This window comes from Micromonospora marincola (assembly GCF_056150385.1).
Genome location: NZ_JAXCFT010000021.1, coordinates 1 through 19470, shown reverse-complemented (window position 1 = coordinate 19470; position 19470 = coordinate 1). Strand labels below are relative to the sequence as shown.

The 19470-nt window shown below is 73.4% G+C and carries 22 protein-coding genes; 13 read left to right on the top strand and 9 right to left on the bottom strand.

Translation table 11 applies throughout. The features are described from left to right. The first annotated feature begins 3 nt into the window (after nt 1-3). Nucleotides 4-960, top strand: coding sequence for a prephenate dehydratase (gene pheA / locus SM450_RS27515; RefSeq protein ID WP_474622685.1), 957 nt, complete (start codon nt 4-6; stop codon nt 958-960). A 42-nt stretch (nt 961-1002) separates the two neighbouring features. Here pheA and SM450_RS27510 read toward each other — a convergent pair whose 3' ends face one another. From SM450_RS27510 to SM450_RS27500, 3 genes are all read right to left on the bottom strand, one after another. Continuing rightward, nucleotides 1003-1728 carry an AIM24 family protein gene (locus SM450_RS27510; RefSeq protein WP_281585866.1) on the bottom strand — a complete coding sequence of 242 codons (726 nt, stop codon included), beginning with the start codon at nt 1726-1728 and terminating at the stop codon, nt 1003-1005. Between the two features lie 99 nt (nt 1729-1827). After that, nucleotides 1828-2172 carry a metallopeptidase family protein gene (locus SM450_RS27505; protein ID WP_474622760.1) on the bottom strand — a complete coding sequence of 115 codons (345 nt, stop codon included), beginning with the start codon at nt 2170-2172 and terminating at the stop codon, nt 1828-1830. A 134-nt stretch (nt 2173-2306) separates the two neighbouring features. Beyond that, nucleotides 2307-2735: an OsmC family protein gene (locus SM450_RS27500; protein ID WP_474622684.1), complete on the bottom strand. Its 429-nt coding sequence runs from the start codon at nt 2733-2735 to the stop codon at nt 2307-2309. A gap of 119 nt (nt 2736-2854) precedes the next feature. Here SM450_RS27500 and SM450_RS27495 point away from each other — a divergent pair, with 119 nt between their 5' ends. The 3 genes from SM450_RS27495 (at nt 2855) to SM450_RS27485 (ending at nt 5384) form a co-directional block, all read left to right on the top strand. Next, a complete protein-coding gene (locus tag SM450_RS27495; protein WP_474622683.1) occupies nt 2855-3592 on the top strand; it encodes a hypothetical protein in 738 nt (245 codons plus the stop codon). Nucleotides 3593-3750: 158 nt separating this feature from the next. Beyond that, nucleotides 3751-4572, top strand: a complete 822-nt coding sequence (locus SM450_RS27490; protein ID WP_474622682.1) for an HAD family hydrolase — start codon at nt 3751-3753, stop codon at nt 4570-4572. Further along, nucleotides 4572-5384 (top strand): HAD family hydrolase, encoded by an 813-nt coding sequence (locus SM450_RS27485; RefSeq protein ID WP_474622681.1) that lies wholly within the window; start codon nt 4572-4574, stop codon nt 5382-5384. Before SM450_RS27490 ends, SM450_RS27485 begins: the two co-directional genes overlap by 1 nt. Before the next feature lie 35 nt (nt 5385-5419). Here SM450_RS27485 and SM450_RS27480 read toward each other — a convergent pair whose 3' ends face one another. Beyond that, nucleotides 5420-6013 (bottom strand): bacterial proteasome activator family protein, encoded by a 594-nt coding sequence (locus tag SM450_RS27480; RefSeq protein WP_474622680.1) that lies wholly within the window; start codon nt 6011-6013, stop codon nt 5420-5422. Between the two features lie 57 nt (nt 6014-6070). On the opposite strand from SM450_RS27480, the gene SM450_RS27475 reads away from it, so the two are divergent. Beyond that, nucleotides 6071-6862, top strand: a complete 792-nt coding sequence (locus SM450_RS27475; RefSeq protein WP_474622679.1) for an alpha/beta hydrolase family protein — start codon at nt 6071-6073, stop codon at nt 6860-6862. An 88-nt stretch (nt 6863-6950) separates the two neighbouring features. Then, entirely contained in the window at nt 6951-8174 is a 1224-nt protein-coding gene (locus SM450_RS27470) for an ABC transporter substrate-binding protein (protein ID WP_474622678.1), read from the top strand. Nucleotides 8175-8229: 55 nt separating this feature from the next. On the opposite strand, the gene ddaH is transcribed toward SM450_RS27470, so the two are convergent. Then, complete coding sequence (gene ddaH, locus SM450_RS27465; protein ID WP_474622677.1) at nt 8230-9063, bottom strand: dimethylargininase; 834 nt, start codon at nt 9061-9063, stop codon at nt 8230-8232. A gap of 59 nt (nt 9064-9122) precedes the next feature. Here ddaH and SM450_RS27460 point away from each other — a divergent pair, with 59 nt between their 5' ends. Further along, nucleotides 9123-9581 carry an Lrp/AsnC family transcriptional regulator gene (locus SM450_RS27460; RefSeq protein WP_474622676.1) on the top strand — a complete coding sequence of 153 codons (459 nt, stop codon included), beginning with the start codon at nt 9123-9125 and terminating at the stop codon, nt 9579-9581. A 56-nt stretch (nt 9582-9637) separates the two neighbouring features. Beyond that, on the top strand, nt 9638-10594 hold the full coding sequence (locus SM450_RS27455) for a zinc-binding dehydrogenase (RefSeq protein WP_474622675.1): 957 nt from the start codon (nt 9638-9640) through the stop codon (nt 10592-10594). 52 nt (nt 10595-10646) lie between these two features. Here the strand turns inward: SM450_RS27455 and SM450_RS27450 are convergent, their stop codons facing one another. The 3 genes from SM450_RS27450 to mobA are packed head-to-tail and all read right to left on the bottom strand — an operon-like array spanning nt 10647 to nt 12764. Continuing rightward, complete coding sequence (locus SM450_RS27450) at nt 10647-11747, bottom strand: T3SS (YopN, CesT) and YbjN peptide-binding chaperone 1 (RefSeq protein WP_474622674.1); 1101 nt, start codon at nt 11745-11747, stop codon at nt 10647-10649. Nucleotides 11748-11802: 55 nt separating this feature from the next. Next, on the bottom strand, nt 11803-12060 hold the full coding sequence (locus SM450_RS27445) for a DUF6457 domain-containing protein (protein ID WP_474622673.1): 258 nt from the start codon (nt 12058-12060) through the stop codon (nt 11803-11805). Next, complete coding sequence (mobA, locus tag SM450_RS27440) at nt 12057-12764, bottom strand: molybdenum cofactor guanylyltransferase (protein WP_474622759.1); 708 nt, start codon at nt 12762-12764, stop codon at nt 12057-12059. The genes SM450_RS27445 and mobA overlap by 4 nt, the downstream gene beginning before the upstream one ends. Before the next feature lie 676 nt (nt 12765-13440). Between mobA and fdhD the strand changes: the two genes are divergently transcribed. Continuing rightward, complete coding sequence (gene fdhD, locus SM450_RS27435; RefSeq protein ID WP_474622672.1) at nt 13441-14295, top strand: formate dehydrogenase accessory sulfurtransferase FdhD; 855 nt, start codon at nt 13441-13443, stop codon at nt 14293-14295. Nucleotides 14296-14401: 106 nt separating this feature from the next. Here fdhD and SM450_RS27430 read toward each other — a convergent pair whose 3' ends face one another. Then, on the bottom strand, nt 14402-15565 hold the full coding sequence (locus SM450_RS27430) for a DUF4192 domain-containing protein (RefSeq protein ID WP_474622671.1): 1164 nt from the start codon (nt 15563-15565) through the stop codon (nt 14402-14404). 163 nt (nt 15566-15728) lie between these two features. Here SM450_RS27430 and SM450_RS27425 point away from each other — a divergent pair, with 163 nt between their 5' ends. The 4 genes from SM450_RS27425 to SM450_RS27410 are packed head-to-tail and all read left to right on the top strand — an operon-like array spanning nt 15729 to nt 19358. Next, the gene (locus SM450_RS27425) at nt 15729-16643 is read left to right on the top strand and encodes a fructosamine kinase family protein (RefSeq protein WP_474622670.1); all 915 of its coding nucleotides are present in this window, start codon (nt 15729-15731) and stop codon (nt 16641-16643) included. Continuing rightward, nucleotides 16640-17656 carry a GTP 3',8-cyclase MoaA gene (gene moaA, locus SM450_RS27420; RefSeq protein ID WP_474622669.1) on the top strand — a complete coding sequence of 339 codons (1017 nt, stop codon included), beginning with the start codon at nt 16640-16642 and terminating at the stop codon, nt 17654-17656. The genes SM450_RS27425 and moaA overlap by 4 nt, the downstream gene beginning before the upstream one ends. Next, complete coding sequence (locus tag SM450_RS27415; RefSeq protein ID WP_474622668.1) at nt 17653-17904, top strand: MoaD/ThiS family protein; 252 nt, start codon at nt 17653-17655, stop codon at nt 17902-17904. Before moaA ends, SM450_RS27415 begins: the two co-directional genes overlap by 4 nt. 11 nt (nt 17905-17915) lie before the next feature. Then, entirely contained in the window at nt 17916-19358 is a 1443-nt protein-coding gene (locus SM450_RS27410) for a metallophosphoesterase (RefSeq protein WP_474622667.1), read from the top strand. Nucleotides 19359-19470 lie beyond the last annotated feature (112 nt).

Sequence of the window (19470 nt, the reverse complement as noted above, 5' to 3'; positions counted from 1 at the left end):
GCCATGCCGGGAACACCACCGACCCGCTTCGTCTACCTCGGGCCCGAGGGCACCTTCGCCGAGCAGGCGCTGCGTAGCCTGCCCGCCGCCGAACGGGGGGACCGGACGCCGGCCCGCAGCGTCGGCGAGGCGCTCGACGCCGTCCGGGCCGGGGAGGCGGACGCCGCCCTGGTGCCGCTGGAGAACTCCATCGGCGGCGCGGTCGGGGTGACGCTCGACGAACTGGCCGAGGGTGACCCGTTGATGATCACCCGGGAGGTGGTCCTGTCGGTGGAGTTCGTGCTCGCCGGCCGCCCCGGCGTCACCCCGGACGCCGTGCGCAGCGTGGCCGCCCACCCGCAGGCGTCCACCCAGTGCCGCGGCTGGCTCCGCGACCACCTGCCCGACGCCACAGTGGTCGACGTGCTCTCCAACGGCGCCGCCGCGGCCGGTGCGGCGACAGGCGAGTACGACGCCGCCGTCTGCGCCCCGATCGGCGCCGCCCGGCACCGGCTGACCGTGTTCGCCGACAAGATCGCCGACCACCCCGACGCGGTGACCCGGTTCGCGCTTGTGTCCCGCCCGGGGCCGCCCCCGCCACCGACCGGCGACGACCTCACCTCGCTTGCGGTCTACATCGCGCACGACCGGGTGGGCGCGCTGCTGTCCGTGCTCATGGAGCTGGCCGTGCGCGGGGTGAACCTGACCCGGATCGAGTCCCGCCCCACAGGCGAGGCGCTCGGGCGTTACGTGTTCTTCCTCGACTGCACCGGGCACGTCGCCGACGTCCGTCTCGGCGAGGCGTTGCGCGGGCTGCGTCGGGTCTGCGCCGACGTCCGCTTCCTCGGCTCGTACCCCCGGCACCGCTGGAGCACGGCGGCGGGTGACCTGCCGACGCCCGCGCCGGCCGGTCTCTCCGACGCCGACTACGCCGACGCGGCGGCCTGGCTGGCCCGGCTGCGCGCCGGCGAGCTGACCTGACCGGGCCGGGTGCGTTCCCCAGGAACGCACCCGGCCCGGAGCTCACTGCAGCAGGCCGCCGAGCAGGCCGCCCTGCTGTTGCTGCTGGGCGCCGCTGCCGGCCACCGGCGGCTCCTCCGAGGGCTGGACCACGACGAAGCCCTGACCGGCGAAGCTCATCGTGAACGCCTCGCCGGTGCTGCGCCCGAGCAGCGTGCCGAGGCCGAGCTGTTCGGCCCGGTGGTAGCCGGTCTGGAGATTGGCCGACCAGCAGACCGCCGCCTGCGGGTCGACGTACGTCGGCGCGTCCACGTTCAGCACCACCGGGGTGCCCTTGGTGGTGATGGCGATCCGGCCGTGCCCGCTGAAGACGCAGTTGAACAGGCCCGACGAGGACGCCATGCCCATGCCGCTCACCATTTTGATGTCGTACTGGAGGGTGGAGTCGAAGGCGAGCACGCTGGAGCCGTTGATGGACAGGGCGTCGCCGGGCTCCAGGTCGATGATGTGCACGTCCTTGGCCAGCTCGGCGAGGAACACGTCGCCGCGCCCGGAGAGCTTCATCAGCGGCACGCCCTCGCCGGTGAGCCGCTGCTTGATGAACTTGCCGATGCCGCCCGAGCCGAGCGCCTGGAACTGCACCTGACCCTGGTAGGCGACCATCGATCCGACGCGGGCCATCGCCTCGCCGTTCAGCTCGATCTTCAGCATCTTGGAGTTCTGCAGCCGCATGCCCGGCTGCTGGGACTCCTTCTCAAGGTTCTCCGCGGAGAAGAGGGCGCTGCGCATGGGGTTGTTTCCTCCTGCATCAGAATGTTCCTGATTCCGGAGGTTAGGGGACGGACGCAACCGCGGGGATCGGCCGAGCGGGGGCGGGCCGGGGCCCGGTCAGCCCCACCCGAGGGCGTGGAGGCGCTCGTCGTCGATGCCGAAGTGATGGGCGATCTCGTGCACCACTGTCACCGCGACCTCCTCGACGACGTCGTCGTCGGTGTCGCAGATCGCCAGGATCGGATTGCGGTAGATCAGGATGCGGTCCGGCAGCACGCCTGAGTAGTCCCAGCCGCGCGAGGTGAGCGCATGCCCCTCGTAGAGCCCGAGCAGGTTCTCGCCGGGCGGCGGGTCGTCCTCCACCAGGATGACCACGTTGCTCATCAGCCCGAGCAACTCCTCGGGAACCTCGTCGAGCGCCTCGCCGACAAGTTCCTCGAACCGGTCCCGGCTCATCTCCACGGCCACGCCGACCATCCTCCCCGCTGCCGCCACCCGTCGACCAGCCGCGCACTTTCCCGGAAAGCGTGGCCATCGGCGCTTCGATGGGCCCTCTTTCCGGGAAAGTGCGGGCAGGAGGCGTGGTAAGGGCGTGGTCAGGCCAGGCGGGCGGTAAGCGTGATCTGCGCGCCGGGGGAGAGCAGCCGGGAGATCGGGCAGTTCTCCTTGGCGGCCTCGGCCAGCTTGGTGAACCCGGCCTCGTCGAGCCCGGGGGCCTGGCCGACGGTCTCCAGGTCGATGCGGGTCACGGTCATGCCCGCGTCGGTCTTGTCGAAGTGCACCTTGGCGGTGGTCTCCACCGACGTGTCGGTGGCGCCCGAGTCGGCGAGCTGCTTGGAGAGGGCCATCGAGAAGCAGCTCGCGTGCGCGGCGCCGATCAGCTCCTCGGGGTTCGTGCCCTCGCCCTCCTCGAAGCGCGACGTGAAGGAGTAGTTGCCGGACAGGCCGCCCTTGCCGGTGCGGACGGTGCCGGACCCCTCGGTGAGGTTGCCCTGCCAACGAGCGGATGCGGTACGGATAGGCATGGCACCGACGCTAACCGAAAGCGCGCCGCCCCGCACCGCCCCTCCCGCTCCGCGGCCCCGATTGACGGCACCGTCTGTGCCATGATTCGACGCAGGCCCACGAACGGGAAGGGTGGCCGATGTCGCAGGATCTCCCCATTCCCAGGCAGGACAGCCGCTCCGACGGCACCACGATCGTCGAGTGGGGCGACACCGACGCCGGGTCGGCACCGTCCGGGCGGTTCGGCCGGTCGCTTGCCGGCCTGGGCCGGGACCACCGCCTGCCCCCGGTGCTCGCCGGCCTCGGCGCGGTCGCCGCGCTCGCCTCGCTGATCGGCGAGTGGGTGGTGATCGTCATCCCCGAAGGGGCCCGGGAGGAGAACGCGCCGAACCTGCTGGCCAGCGGCATCTCCGAAACCGGTGGCTTCGGGGTGGCGTACCTGGTGGGCCTGCTCGGGCTGTCGGTCGCCACGGCGCTGGCGCTGCGCGGCGCTCCCCAGGTGCGGCAGCACGCCCGGATCGCCGGGTTGGGCCTCGCCGCCGCCCTGTTCGGCGTGCTTGTCGCGACCGCCTCCTCGCTCCAGCAGATCGCCAAGCGCATTCTCTTCTTCCCGGTCGAGCAGAGCATCCAGGTGGAGCACGGCCGAGGGCTGATCACCGCCTTCCTCGCCGTCGTGCTGCTGGCGGCCACGCTGCACCTGGCCGGGCGCGTCGGGGAAGGGGCCACCGACCCGGCGGACGACGCGCCGACCCACGGTCCGGCCGGCCGGCCCGCCCGGCGGCGGGGGCGGGCGCTCGACGACGACGTGCCACCGGCCCCGGCCGACCTGACGGTGGAGCCGACGGTGCCGTTCGCCGGCCCCGACCGCTCCCGCTGAGCGGGTCACCCGATCGCCGCCGGGGATTCGCGGTCGATTCGCCGGAATGCCATGGATGGCCCCTGCGCGGCGAGATACGGTTGCTGCCCGCCGTCCCATGGTCACGGCACGAAGGACCTGGTCAGCAGGCGTGACGGCGGCGGGGCGAAGGAGGAGCCATGACCCGCCCGGGCCTGCCCAAGCTGATCGCCACCGACCTCGACGGCACGCTCGTCCGCAGCGACGACACCGTGTCCGCGTACACCCACGGGGTGCTGGACCGGGTGCGGGCCGCCGGAATCCCGGTGGTCGGCGCCACCGGGCGCGGACCTCGGCTGGCCGAGCTGAGCCGCAACGACATCCGTGCCGCCGACTTCCTGGTGATGGCCGGCGGTGGTTGGGTGGTCGACCAGAGCGACCCCGCCGGCCCGCTGGTGCTGCGTGACGAGCGTCTCCCCGGCGAGGTGCTCACCCGTCTCCTCACCGACCTGGAGGCCGCCGTCGGCCCGCTCACCGTGATGGTGGAGGCGTCCGGCGAGCACGACACGCCGCTCTGGGGCGACTACCACCCGAGCTGGCCCTATCCGGAGCGGTTCGAGGCGCGCAGCCGGGCGGAATGTCTCGCCTGCGACGTGGTCAAGGCGTTCGTCCGGACCGAGGACCACCACGTCGACGAGCTGCTGGCCGAGGCCCGCCGGATCGTCTCGCCGGACACGGCCACGCTCACCCAGGCCGGGCTCGGCTTCGTCGAGATCTGCCCGCCCGGGGTGGACAAGGCCACCGGGCTGAGCGTGGTCGCCGACCGGCTCGGCGTGGACCCGGCGGACGTGCTCGTCTTCGGCGACCAACCCAACGACCTGCCGATGTTCGGCTGGGCCGGCTGGGCGCGGGTGGCGGTGGCGAACGCCCACCCCGAGCTGCGCGCCGCCGCGGACGAGATCACCCTGCGCAACGACGACGACGGCGTCGCGGTCTACCTGGACCGACTACTCTCCCGGTGATGGGAGAGCCACCTCGACTCGTCGCCACCGACATCGACGGCACGCTGCTGCGGGACGACCGGACGCTCAGCCCGCGTACCGCCGCGGTGCTGACCCGGATCGCCGCCGCCGGCACGCCTGTCGTGCTTGTCACCGGCCGTCCGATCCGCTGGCTCCAACTCGTGTACGACCAGCTCCCCGAGCCGCTGCCGGCGATCTGCGCCAACGGGGCGGTGGTGTACGACCCGGTCGCCGACGAGGTGCTACGCGCCGACCCGCTCGCCCCGGAGCTGCTGGCCGAGGTGGCCCGGCGGCTCCGGGCCGAGGTGCCCGGGGTGAGCTTCGCGGTGGAGATCGTGGACAGCCGGCAGATGCGGCACGAGGCGCACTACCCGCTGCGCTGGGACGCCGACGCGGACGCCATCCGGGCCGTCGAGTCGCCGGCGGAGCTGCTCGCCGCGCCCGCGGTGAAGCTGCTGGCCCGGGCCGGGGAACAGGACCCGGACGTGTTCGTACGGGTGGTGGCCGGCGCGCTGGAAGGGCTGGCCGAGGCCACCCACTCGTCCTACAGCGGCCTGATCGAGATCTCCGCCGCCGGTGTGACGAAGGCGGCCGGCCTGGCCTGGTACGCGGCCCGGCTGGGCATCGACGAACGGGACGTGCTGGCCTTCGGCGACATGCCGAACGACGTGCCGATGCTGACCTGGGCCGGTCGGGCGGTGGCGGTCGCCAACGCCCACCCGGCCGTGCGGGAGATCGCGGACGAGGTGACCGGGGCGAACACCGCCGACGGCGTCGCCGCGTACCTGGAGAAGGTCTTCGGGGTGGACTGACCGGCCGGGGCGCGTCGCGCGCCCCGGCCGGCGCGTCACAGGTACTGGCCGGGAGCGTGGCCCTCGGTGCCGGGCATGCCGGGCATGCCGGGGATCACCCCGCCCGGACCGCCCGGACCGCTCGGTAGCGCCTGCCGGCCGGAGCGCATCTGCTCCAGTTGGACGCGGGCGGCCATCTGCTGGGCGACAAGCGCGGCCTGGATGCCGTGGAACAGCCCTTCCAACCAGCCGACCAGTTGGGCGTGGGCGATGCGCAGCTCACCCTCGCTCGGCGCCTGCTGCTCGGTGAACGGCAGCGAGATCCGCTCCAGCTCCTCGCGCAGCTCCGGGGCGAGCCCCTCCTTCAGCTCGACGATCGAGCGTTCGTGGATCTCACGCATCCGGTGCCGGCTGGCGTCGTCGAGCGGAGCGGACTTCACCTCCTCCAACAACTGCTTGATCATGCTGCCGATCCGCATCACCTTGGCCGGCTGCTCGACCAGACGGGTCGGGTCCTCACCCTTGCCCTCGTCGGTCTGCACCGTGCCGACCGGTCGGCCGTCCGGCCCGACCACCACCACGGTGCCGGGGATGCCATCGTTGCCCTGTTCGTCGTGTCCGCCGGGGTGTGCTTCGGTCATGGCACCCATCTTTACCCACGCCGACCACGCGCACGCGCGCAGGACCGCGCAGGCTACCGTCCCCGCATGCCAAGCGACCCGCGTGACGTGCTGACCCGGCCGGCTCCGCCGCCGGACGCCACGGTCGCCTACGGCGACCACCCGGACCAGTGCGCCGACCTGCGCCGCCCGGCCGGTGACGGCCCGGCCCGGCCACTTGTGGTCGTCGTGCACGGCGGCTTCTGGCGGGCGGAGTACGACCGCGCCCACACCGGCCCGATGGCCACGGCACTGGCCGCGCTCGGTCATCCGGTGGCCCAGCTCGAATACCGCCGGACCGGCCAGCCGGGCGGCGGCTGGCCGAACACGCTCACCGACGTACGCGCCGGGGTCGCCGCGCTGCCGGGGCTGGCCGCCGCCGCGCTGCCCGGCCGGGTGGCGCCCGCCCCACCGATCCTGGTCGGTCACTCGGCCGGCGGTCACCTGGCGCTGTACGTGGCCGCGCACGCCCCGGACACCGTCGGCGGCGTGCTCTCGCTGGCCCCGATCGCGGACCTCGCCGAGGCGTACCGGCTGGACCTGGACGGCGGGGCGGTGGCCGCGCTGCTCGGCGGCGGACCGGCGGACGTCCCGGACCGGTACGCGGCCACGGATCCGTCGGCGCTGGTACCGGTCCAGCCACGCACGGTAGTGATGCACGGAACGCTCGACAAGCAGGTTCCGGTGTCGACGAGCCGCTCCTGGGTGGCCGCCGATCGGGCGGCCGGTGGCACCGCCATACTGGTTGAGCTGGCGGGATGCGAGCACTTCGGGTTGATCGCGCCGGATTCGGCGGCTTGGCCCCGGGTGGTCGAGGAATTGCGGTCCCTTTCACCGTGATCGTCCGGGCATTGACGCAGCGTCGACGACCAGGTAGAACGCCGATGGGGTGTGCACCATGGCCACCCCCGGCGGGGAGGAATTTTCGGTGGCACAGATGAACCGCAGGCGGGCCCTGCAACTGCTGGGCGCGCTCGGCGCCACCGGGTTCGCGGCCGGCTGCGGCGGCTCCGGCGACGACTCCACGGAGGAACCCGCGGCCGGCAGCCCGATCAAGATCGGGTTGATCGCGCCCGGCAGCGGCCCGAACAAGGCCATCGGCGACGACGTCACCAACGGCTTCCAGCTCTTCCTCAGCACGCACGGGCAGCAGCTCGGCGGGCACCCGGTCACGGTGGTGCCGGCCGAGGAGGGTGACACCGCCGCCACCGGCAAGGCCGCCGTCGACCGCCTCCTGAAGGAGGGTGTGCTCGCGCTCACCGGCGTGGTCAGCCCGACCGTCATGACCGGCATCCGGGATGCCGTGGAGGCGGCCCGCGTGCCGCTGATCGGCTCCAACGCCTCCCCCTCCGCGCTCAAGGGCGTCCTCTACATCTGGCGCACCTCGTACGTGCTCGACGAGCCCGGTGTGGCACTCGGCGAATACCTGCGCCGGACCCTGGACCCGTCGAGCCGGATCGCCATCTTCGCCACCCAGGGCTCCGGCGGCCGGGACGTCGTCGACGGGCTGCGGCGCGGCTACGAGGTGGGTCGCCGGCTCAGCGATGAGCCGATCTACACCCCCGACTACGCCAATCCGGGCAAGTCCGTCTACGCCGGGCCGATCAGCAAGGCGCTGGGCCGCAACCCGGACGCGGTCTTCTGCCACTACACCGGCCCGCAGGCCGTGCAGTTCGTCAAGCAGCTCTACGACGGTGGCTACCGGGGGCCGATCTACGCGCCCGGGTTCCTCACCGAGGGCACCGTCCTCGACCAGCTCGACGACGGCGAGAAGGGCCGGGACCGGCGGCTGATCGAGGAGCACGGCATCGAGACCGCGCTCAACTACTCGGCCGACCTGAACAACACCGCGAACCGGGTGTTCGCCTCCGCGTACCGCAAGACGTTCAACACCTCGCCGACCACCTACGCGATGGCCTCGTACGACGCCGCGCAGGTGCTGGACAAGGCGATCCGGCTGATCGACGGGGACCCGAACCCGACGCAGGTCAACCTGGCGCTCGGCAAGATCGGCCAGATCGACAGCCCGCGCGGCTCCTGGCAGTTCAACCAGCCGCGTACCCCGCAGCAGAAGTGGTACCTGCGCAAGGTTCAGCTCGACGGCCGGATGCTCTCCAACGTGGTGATCAACGAGCTGGCCACGCTCGGCTGACGCGACGAGGGGCGGTCTCCCCGCCGGGAGACCGCCCCTCGCTTCGTACCGCGCGTCAGTGCCGCAGCTCGGCGACACAGCACTTCACGCTGCCGCCGCCCTTCTTCAGCTCGGCCAGCTCCACCGGGACCGGCTGGTAGCCGGCCGCCCTCAACGTGCCGGCCAGCCGGGTGGCCTCGTTGTTCAGCACCACGTTGAGCCCGTCGCTGACCAGGTTCAGGCCGAACGCCAGGGCGTCCTCGTCGTCCGCCACGACCGCGTCCGGGAAGAGCTGGTGCAACACCCGCTGGCTGGCCGCGGAGAAGGCCCCCGGGTAGTAGGCGATGTTCCCGTCGTCGATCGAGGCGAGCGCCACGTCCAGGTGGTAGAAGCGCGGGTCGACCAGGCGCAGCGAGACCACCGGCCGGCCGAGCGCCTCCTGCGCCTCGGCGTGCGCGGCCCGCTCGGTACGGAAGCCGTGGCCGGCGAGGATCAGCCCACCGTGCGCCTCCGGCAGGTACGCGAAGTCGCCCTCACCCTCGTTGGTCTCGCTCGGCGCGAGGAACCGCCAGCCCTGCCCCTCGTAGAACTCCCGGTGCGCGGCGGCCTCGGCGGCCCGCTGCTCGTGCTTGAACCGGGCGCCGTAGGCGGTGCCGTCGACCACGAAGGCCCCGTTCGCCGCGAAGACCATGTCCGGCAGGCCCGCCCCGGGGGTCAGCAGGTGCACCTCGTGGCCGAGCCCGAGCAGCGTCTCGCGGAGCCGGTCCCACTGCTTGACCGCCAGGTCGGCGTCGACCGGGGTGGTGACGTCCATCCACGGGTTGATCGCGTACTCGACCGCGAAGTGCTCGGGCGAGCACATGAGATATGTCCGCTTTCGCGAGACTCGCTGCTGGTTCACGGTCACCAAGAGTAGGTACGTTAGAACTTTGGTAACAGCCACAACCATTGCTTCCCAAAGGCGGAACGTTGCAGATAGACGCGGTAGACCAGCGAATCATTGCGTTACTCGTGGCGGACGCCCGCGCCTCGTACGCGGACATCGGCACCCGGGTGTCACTCTCCGCCCCGGCGGTCAAGCGACGCGTCGACCGGCTACGCGCGACCGGGGTGATCCGCGGCTTCACCGCGGTCGTCGACCCGGCCGCCGTGGGATGGACCACCGAGGCGTTCGTCGAACTGTTCTGCGCCGGACGCACCACGCCGGCCCAGATCGGCGTCGCGGCCCGCCGGCACCCCGAGGTGGTCGGCGCCTACACCGTCTCCGGCGAGGCGGACGCGCTCGTACACCTACGCGCCGCCGACATCTCCCACCTGGAGGACGCGCTGGAACGGCTGCGGGCCGAATCGTTCGTCACGTCCTCCCGCAGCACCATCGTGCTGTCCCGGCTCGTCGAATCCCCAGGCGTCGGGCCGTCCACGGCTTGACCTGAACCCCGCTTCACGTCGTTGACTCCACAGAAGCGACAGGCTGAGGGGGCGCGATGCGTGCGGTGTGGCTGCGGCAGTTCGGCGGACCGGAGGTGCTCGTACCGGGCCCGGCGCCCGACCCGGCACCCGGGCCGGGCCAGGTGCTCGTCGAGGTCGCGCACGCCAACATCACCTTCGTCGAGACGATGTTCCGGGCCACCGGATTCGGGCCGTTCACCGCCGACCCGCCGCTGATCCCCGGCAACGGCGTCGGCGGCACCATCACCGCCGTCGGCCCCGGTGTCGATCCGGCGCTCGTCGGCCGGTCCGTCGTCACCGCCACCGGCGGCACCGGCGGGTACGCCGAGCGCGTCGTCGTCGACCAGGACGCGCCCATCCCCGTACCCCCGGGGTTGCCGCTGGACGCGGCGGTGGCGGTCATGGCCGACGGCCGGACCGCCCTGATGCTGGTCCGGGCGGCGGAGCTGCGGCCGGGCGACCGGGTCCTGGTCGAGGCGGCAGCCGGCGGCGTCGGCACGCTGCTTGTGCAGGAGGTGATGCGGGCCGGCGCCACGGTCGTGGCCGCCGCCGGCGGTCCCGAGAAGGTCACCATGCTCCGCGCCGGCATGCTCGACGTGGTGGTCGACTACCGGGAGCCCGGCTGGACCGACCAGGTCCGGGCCGCCGTGGGCGGCGTCGACGTGGTCTTCGACGGCATCGGCGGGCCGCTCGCCCGGGAGGCGTTCGACCTGCTCGATCGCCGCGGGCGGATGCTCAGCTTCGGGCTGGCCGGCGGCGCCTGGGCGGACGTCCCGGCCGACCTCGCCGCCGACCGTGGGGTGGCCCTGCTGCGCCCCCGACCCCGGCCGGAAGAACTGCGCCAACTCACCGAGGAGGCGCTCGCCATGGCCGCCGCCGGCCGGCTCCGGCCGCTGATCGCCCAGCGCTACCCGCTGGAGCGGGCCGCTGACGCACACGCCGCCATCGAGGCCCGGTCCACGGTCGGCAAGACCCTGCTCGACCTCCATTGACCTGGGCTTGCCGTCGTCGGTGGCGGGCATCGTCGCCGGCGGCGGCCCGGCGTCAGAGGTACATGCCGGTGCGGTGCTCCTGCGCCCGGGCCGGCTTGTCGCCCTCACCGAAGAAACGCTTGCCGCCGAACTCGCCGTGCAACCGGTCGTCGAGCTCGTCGGCGAGACCGGTCATCACCTGCACCGCGAGCATCAGATGGGTGGCCTGGAAGTTGCGGCCGAAGACCGGGATGGACGCCCAGACCGTGTCGTCGGCGCAGTAGAGCCGCCCGATCGGCATCCGGTTGGTCAGCTCGGAGAGCTTCACGTAGAGCCGCTCGGTCGGCTCGACCTCGGTCAACACCGGCGAGAAGACGTCGACGAGCGGCGGATTGTCACGGACCCGCACGAACACCATGGCCGAGCCGGCCCGGATGTTGATGTCACCGTCGGAGTCGACCTGCACCTGGTCGGAACTCGACTTCAACATCGTCGAGACGACCGTGCGGACCCGCTCCTCCAGCGCCAGCACGTCGTTCTCGTCCGCCTGGGCTGCCGCCGCGGCGGCCAACGCCTCGTCGAGGTCGGCCTCGGAGCCCCCATCCTGGCCGAACTCGCCCCGGGCGGTGCCGAGCGGTTCCACCGCCAGCGGCTCACCGTCGGCGTCCTGCACCAGGTAGACCAGGAACGCGGGATGCGGGGCACCGTAGACGTCGCGCAGCGTCCGGGAGAGCACGGCCGACAACCGGGTGGCCTCGTCGCCGCCGCAGTCCAGGCCGAACTGCTCGCCGGAGCCCGGCACCACGCCGGGCGGCGACCAGCCCAGCGCCACCATGTCCGCCACCGCCCCCCGGTCCAGCCGGAACCCCGGCGGGAGCGTGGCGTTGCCGACCGCCCGGGCCGACAGGCGACCGCCCTCGGCGGCGTCGGCGCTCACCGAATAGACGGCGTCCCCGGTGCCGGAGGCGGTCGGGTCGAGCGTCACCTCCAGGTGCCCACCGGCCGGCAGCCCGCGCAGCCGGTCGGCGAGCGCCCGGGCGAACTCCCGCCAGGCCTCCGTCACCTTGGCTCGCAGATCGGCCGTGGTCGGCTCGTCGAGCAGGATCGACTCGTGCTGCTCCGGCATGCCGCCGGCAGGCTTGTCGACCGGCGCCGAGGGGTGGTCTGCCGTCATGATCGCCTCCGTCCGTTCCCGCCACCCTACCCAGAGGTACCTTCACCGGACCGGGCTACTTCGCCCCCGTGGTCCCGTCCAACTCCACCGGCCAGGAACCCGCGAGCGCGCTGAGCCGGGCAGCCGCCGCGGTCGGATCCGCGCCGCGCCCCACAGCCACCCCCAGGAGGTACGCGCTGACCGGCGCACCCGGCCGGAGCACCTGGTGTGCCACGTCCCGGGCCACGTCGAGCACCGCCGACACCGGCACCTCGGCCGGGTCCAGCTCCAGCTCGGCACAGGCCGCGGTGACCCAGTCGTCCAACAGCGTCATCTCGTCCACCCCTCGGCCCGGCGTACGTCCTCGTCAGTGTCGCAGTCGAACCACGGTGGCGGCCCGGTGCCGGACCACGTCACCTCGCGGACCGTGACGCCGGCAAGCAACCCGCGGACCGGCGCACCGGCGACCGTCCCACCCCGCTCCGCCGCCAGCCGGTCGAGGGCCGTACGCAGCGCCGCCAACCGCCACACCCCGCAGAGCTGCTGCCGGCGACCGTCGTCGTCCACGTAACAGGCCACCCCCGCGGTCGACCCGTCGAGCGCCAGTCGCAACTCGGTCACCGCCGCTGAGTTGAGCAGCGGCAGGTCGGCGGCGAGCAGGGCAACCGTGGTCGTACCGGGAGGCACCAGGGCCAGTCCCGCCGCGGTGGCGGCCACCGGACCTCCACCGGGCGGTTCCTCACGGGTCACCCGCACTCCCGTCGGCAACGGGCCGGGGCCTCCGGACGGGTCGGAGCCTTCCGGCGGGCCGGACGGGTCGGAGCCTTCCGGCGGGCCGGACGGGTCGGAGCCTCCCGGCGGGCAGGACGGGTCGGAGCCTCCCGGCGGGCCGGAACTGCCGGGCGGGCCGACCACGATTCGCTCACTCGCGTCGGCCACCGCGGCCAGCACCCGATGCAGCATCGGCTGGCCGCCGACCGTCCGGGCGGGCTTGTCCACCCCGCCCATTCGTCGGGCCGCACCGCCGGCGAGCAGCACCGCCGCGTACCCGGTCATCACCTCACCCTACCCACGGCCCCGTCCAGTGACCGGGTAGCTGGCCCTCCACCACCGATCTTGATCGACCCCTTTCGCCGAGGTGGCGCGCCGACCCGCGCGTTGATCGACTCCATTCCGCCGGAGTGGCGGTATCCCGAGGCTTGATCGACTCCATCTCGCCGAGGTGGCGGTATCCAGGACTGCCGGATAGCGCCACCTCGCCGAGCTGGCGTGGGTCGCCCCTGAGGCAGGGCGGACGGTGGAGCAGAACGGCAGGCACGGGACTCCGGCGTCGGAGTGATCTCTCAGGTCACCTAGCAGCGGCCGAGTGGAACGCCATGGGTGTCTCCGGCCGTCTTTGACACCCGCCGCGTTCCACTCGTCCCTCGTCTCGGTGAGATCTGCCTGGCTCAGGTGGCCACAGTTGCAGGGTGCACACGGCAGAGCGGCGTCGGAAGCCCTGGCACCGAGGCCAGAGCCCGGCGCACGGGCACGGGCACCGGGCCCGTGCCTCGGGCTGGGCCCGGCCCTGAGGCTGGGGCTGGGCACGGGGGCACCGGCCTGGGGCCGGGGGTGGGCACCCGGAGCCGAAGGGCGGACGGGGAAGCAGGCGGAAACGCGGCGGGGCGGACGGGTGAAGGTGCGGGCGGGATGACGTGCGGGAGAGGATGGCGGCATGGGACGGGCGACAGACCGGCGTAGCGTGCTGCGGATCGACCTCGGGGCGACGGACGACCGCCGGCTCCGGGTCCGTCGGCAGGACACCCTGTCGGTGGAGGAGCCGCTGGAGATCCGGGTCGGGCCGGCCGGCCCCGACCGGCGCCGACCGCTCGCCGTGACCATGCGGACCCCGGGTGACGACTTGGACCTGGCGATCGGCTTCCTGCTGACCGAAGGGCTGATCCGGTCCGCCGAGGACGTGCACACCGCGCAGCTCTGCGCCGGGGCGGAAACCCCGAACACCTACAACGTGGTCGACGTGGTGCTCTCCCCCGGCGTACCGGAGCCGGCCACCGATCCGGCGCGCAATTTCTACACCACCAGTTCGTGCGGGGTGTGCGGCAAGGCAAGCATCGAGTCGGTGCGCACCCGTTCACGGTTCGCCGTACGGGAAGATCCCCTGGAGGTCACCGCCGAGTTGCTGGCCGGGCTGCCCGACCGCCTACGCGCCGCGCAGCGCGCCTTTGATCGCACCGGCGGCCTGCACGCCGCCGGGCTCTTCAACGCCGACGGGGAACTGCTGGTGCTGCGCGAGGACGTGGGTCGGCACAACGCCGTGGACAAGGTGGTCGGGTGGGCCGCCCGGGCGGACCGGCTACCGCTGGCCGGGCACGTGCTGCTGGTGTCCGGACGGGCCAGCTTCGAGCTCACCCAGAAGGCGTGGATGGCGGGCGTGCCGCTGCTGGCAGCGGTCTCCGCGCCCAGCACACTCGCCGCCGAACTGGCCGAGGAAGCGGGTATGACGCTTGTCGGTTTCCTGCGCGGTCCGACCATGAACGTCTACACCGGGGCCCACCGCGTGCCCGCTTGACCGACGCCGGGCCAAGCGCGCGACACACGGCCGGCTCAGGGACGCGGGACACGGCCAGCCCAACGAGGCGGAAGGCGGCCAGCTCAAAACGCGGGAGACGGCGCGCTCAGCGACGCGGAGGGCGACGCCGTCGGCGGCGGAGCACTGATGTGCCGGCGATGCCGGGCCACCCGTCCAGCTCGGAAGGGGGCACCCCGCTGCGGAGCGTGTCGTCGAGGAACACCGCGAGCGGGTAGTCGGGGTGGTCGGCGAGCACTCGTTCCAGGGCGACCGCGGCCAGTGCGCCGTGCCCGGATCGCCACGCGGCGAACGCGAGCAGTGTGCCGGGCGCCGCGGTCAGGTCCGGCTCGGCCCGGCGCAGCACGTCGGTCCAGAGGCTGATGTCGGCGTCCCGGCCGTCGGTGCGGGACCACGCGTAGTCGCGTACCGCGAGGTCGGTGAGGAGCACGGTCAGCCAGGTCACCTCGTCGTCGTCGAGCCGCTCGCCGCGCCGCTGCCGCCGGAACGCGGACCGCACCGCCGCCGTCCCGGCCGAGCGGACGGCCCGCGACGCGCCGCCCCGGCCACCGCCGGCCGCCACACCGGACGGCTCGCTGCCGGCCGGAGCGCCACCGGGCGAGGCGCTGCCGGCCGGAGCGCTACCGGGCGAGGCGCTGCCGGCCGGAGCGCTACCGGGCGAGGCGCTGTCGATCGGCTCACCGGTGAGTGCGGCCAGTCGACGGCGCGCCCGTCCGGTGGCCCGGCGCAGGGCGAGCCGGACCGGGCCGTCGAACGGCGACACCTGCGCGGCCAGCGCGGCGCGGTCGGGCAGTGCGACCTGGCCGGCGAAGACCGCTGCCGCGCTGACCTGGCTGGCTGCCGGGTCGTAGGGGGTGCCCTCGGCCGGGCAGCAGGCGGGCTCGTCGCAGAGGTAGGACCACCAGCGACCGTCGGTGACCCGGAGGGCGTCGAGGACGATCAGCCCCGCCTCGTCCAGCGCCTCGCCGAGCGCGTCCACGGTGCCGGTGACCCGGGCGGCCGGGCCGTAGCCGATGACCGTCGCGGCGTCGACGTCCTGGCGCGTCACCACAAGCGCCAGGTGCCGGGCCGCCGGGCCGGGCTGGGCGCCCGGGGCGGGCAGGTCGCCCCGGGCGGCGAAGACCACGCGCCGGCCCCGCATCGCGACCACCACGACGCTGTCGGTGGGATGGAAGCCGAGCAGGTAGGGCACGGCGACGACGAGGTCGGCCGGCGAGCGGACGGAGAGGCGGGGGCGCTCGGTGGAGTTCATGCCGGGAGCGTGCGTGGTCGGTGGCGACCGCGTCCGACCCTGTGGACGACACGCGGTCCGTCCACAGATACGGAGCGTATTGGCGCAGGTGGGAGCCGATCGGCACCCCGTAGCGGCACGACAACACCCACGGGATGTCCCAGCCACCGGCTACCTTGCGCTCATGGACCTGGCATACCTGCGGGCACACCCGGAGCACCTGCCGACCTTCCTCACCCACCAGCGGATCCGGGAGACCCCGGTCTCCGGCGGCGACGTCTGCACCGCTTCCCGGCTCACCCTGGACGACGGGCACTCCGTCTTCGCCAAGAAGTGGCCGGAACGGGCGACGCTGCGGGTGCCCGACGGCTTCTTCGCCGCCGAGGCGGCCGGCCTGCATTGGCTGCGCGGGGCCGACGCGGTTCCGGTGCCGGAGGTGCTTGTCGCGCTGCCGGAGCTGCTGGCGCTCGACTGGGTGGAACCGGGCGAGCCGAGCCCGGAGGCGGCGGCGGAGTTCGGCCGCGGGCTGGCCGGGCTGCATCGAGCCGGCGCGCCCGCGTTCGGCGCGGAGTGGACCGGGTTCATCGGCGCGCTGCCACAGGACAACACCATCGACCCGGGGCCGTGGCCGGACTGGTTCGCCAGCCGCCGGCTCCTGCCTTACCTGCGGATGTCGGTCGACCGCGGCGCGCTCTCCGGGGAGGCGACAGCGCTTGTCGAACAGGTCGTCGACCGGATCGGCGAGTGCGGCGGCGACGAGCCGCCGGCCCGGGTGCACGGCGACCTCTGGCCCGGCAACCTGCTCTGGGGGGCCGACGGCCGGGTCTGGTTGGTCGATCCGGCCGCGCACGGCGGCCACCGCGAGACCGACCTGGCGCAGCTCGCGCTCTTCGGTGGCCCGCCGCTGCTGGATCGGATCCTGGCCGCCTACCGGGAGACCTGGCCGTTGGCCGACGGTTGGCGCGAGCGGGTGCCGCTGCACCAACTGCACCTGCTGCTGGTGCACACCGCGCTCTTCGGACCGGCGTACGCGGACGCGGTGGTCGCCGCCGCACGCGCCGCGCTGGGTGGCGTCCGACGCGCTACGGTCGGGGGATGACCGCCCCCCGGACGACGGCCGACGGGGTCCTCACCGACCGGTACGGCCGCGTCGCCCGGGACCTGCGGGTCTCGCTGACCGACAAGTGCAACCTGCGTTGCACCTACTGCATGCCGGCCGAGGGCCTGCCCTGGTTGGCCGGCCCGCAACTGCTGACCGACGACGAGATCGTCCGGCTGGTCGCCGTCGCGGTGCGTCGGCTCGGCATCACCGAGGTGCGGTTCACCGGCGGCGAGCCGCTGATCCGGCCCGGCCTGCCCGGGATCGTGACGGCCGTCGCCGCGTTGTCGCCCCGCCCGCGGATCTCGCTGACCACGAACGGCATCGGCCTGGCCCGGCTCGCGCCGGCGCTGCGCGCGGCCGGGGTAGACCGGGTCAACGTCTCGCTTGACACGCTGGACCGGGCCCGCTTCGCCACGTTGACCCGGCGCGACAGGCATGACGACGTGCTCGCCGGGTTGGCCGGCGCGGCGGCGGCCGGGCTGACCCCGGTGAAGATCAACACCGTGCTGATGCGCGGTGTCAACGACGACGAGGCGCCCAAGCTGCTCCGGTTCGCCCTGGCACACGACTACCAGCTCCGGTTCATCGAGCAGATGCCGCTTGACGCCCAGCACGGCTGGGACCGGTCGACCATGGTCACCGCCGACGAGATCCTGGCCGCCCTACGCGCCGAGTTCGAGTTGCGTGCCGACCCGGCCGAGCGGGGGGCCGCGCCGGCCGAGACCTGGCTGGTGGACGGCGGGCCGGCCCGGGTCGGGGTGATCGCCAGCGTGACCCGGCCGTTCTGCGGCGACTGCGACCGCACCCGGCTCACCGCCGACGGCCAGGTGCGAAACTGCCTCTTCGCCACCGACGAGTCCGATCTCCGGGCCGCGCTGCGGGCCGGTGCCGACGACGAGGAACTGGCCCGACGCTGGCGCACCGCGATGTGGGGCAAGCGGGCCGGGCACGGCATCGACGATCCAGCCTTCCTCCAGCCCGTTCGGCCGATGTCGGCGATCGGAGGGTGACGGTGGAGCTGACCGTCCGCTATTTCGCCGGCGCACGTGCCGCGGCAGGCCGCGCCGAGGAGACCGTGCCCGCGGGCCGGTCGCTGGACGAGCTTCTCGACGACCTGGCCAACCGGCACGGCGAGCGCCTGGCGGTGGTGCTCAGGGCGGCGAGTTTCCTGGTGGACGGCGTGTCCTGTCATGATCGTCGGGCATCGTTGCCGGCCGGGGTGACGGTGGACGTGCTGCCACCCTTCGCGGGCGGCTGAGGGAGGCCGACGTGCTGGCGATGGCGACATTCGTGGGTTTCGTCGTGCTCGTCATCGGCCTGATCCACTTCTACCTGTGGAAGCGGCTGGTCAAGGACACCACCCGTCCGGGGCGGTGGCGGCGGGTCGGGGCGTTGGCGGCGCTTCTGCTCGCGCTGCTGGTGCCGGCGACGCTTGCCGGCACGCGGAACGGCTGGTACTGGCTGGCCTGGCCGGGCTACCTCTGGCTGGCTCTGATGTTCTACCTGCTGGTGCTGCTGCTGGTGCTTGAGGTGCCGACCGCTGTGGTGCGGCTCGTCCTGCGCCGGCGCGCCCGGTCGGCCACCGCCGTGGGTCCGGAACCCGAGCCGGCGCTTGTGGGCGCCGGCAACGCCGCCGACGCGCCCTCCTCGACCGGCGACGGGCATCCCGCCGTGGACGCCGGCGACCGGCCGCCGGCCGCGGACGCCCATGGCGCGCGGTCCGCCGACGACCGGCCGCCGCCCGCGGACGCCCGCGACACGCGATCCGCCGACGACACCGACCACGCCCCGCCGGCCGGCGGCGTGGCGGCGACCGGCGGCGTGGCGGCGGCCGGCGGCGTGGCGGCGGCCGGCGGCGTGGCGGCGGGCCACGACCCTTCCCGCCGGCTGCTGCTCGCGCGCGGTGCGGCGATCTTCGCCGGGCTCACGGCCGCCGGCATCACCGGGTACGGCGTTCGTACCGCGATGGGCCCACCCCGGCTGGACCGGGTCCGGATCCCGCTCGCCAAGCTGCCCCGGAGCATGGACGGGCTACGGATCGCGACCGTCTCCGACATCCACCTCGGGCCGCTGCGTGGCAGGGCACACACCGAGCGCATCGTCGCCATGATCAACCGCCTGGACGCCGATCTGGTGGCGGTGGTCGGTGACCTGGTCGACGGCACGGTGGCCGAGCTGGGCGAGGCTGCCGAACCGCTGCGCGACCTGCGCTCCCGGTTCGGCAGCTTCTTCGTGACCGGAAACCACGAATACTATTCCGGAGTGGAGGAGTGGGTCCGCGAGGTGGACCGGCTCGGCCTGCGGGTGCTGCAGAACGAGCGGCAGGAGATCCGGGCCCGGGGTGGAGTGCTGGACCTGGCCGGGGTCAACGACGTGACCGCCGCCGGCACCGGGTTGGCCGCGCCGGCCGACTACGCCGCCGCCCTCGGCGACCGCGATCCGAGCCGCCCGGTGGTGCTGTTGGCGCACCAGCCGGTGGCCGCGCACGAGGCGGCGACGTTCGGCGTCGACCTCCAACTCTCCGGGCACACCCACGGCGGCCAGATGGTGCCGTTCAACCTGGCGGTGAAGCTCCAGCAGCCGGTGGTTTCCGGTCTGGGCGAGGTGGACGGCACCAAGGTCTACGTGACGAACGGAGCGGGCTTCTGGGGCCCGCCGGTGCGGGTCGGCGCCCCGCCGCAGGTGACCCTGGTCGAGCTGCGCACCCCGTAGCGCGAGCAGCGAGCCCTCTAGGGCCTGTGTCGAAGTCGGTGCGAGGGCTTGAGCTGTTGGGTGAGGATCTTGGCGTGTCGGTGTTCGAGATGTAGCGAGGTCTCCGGTATCT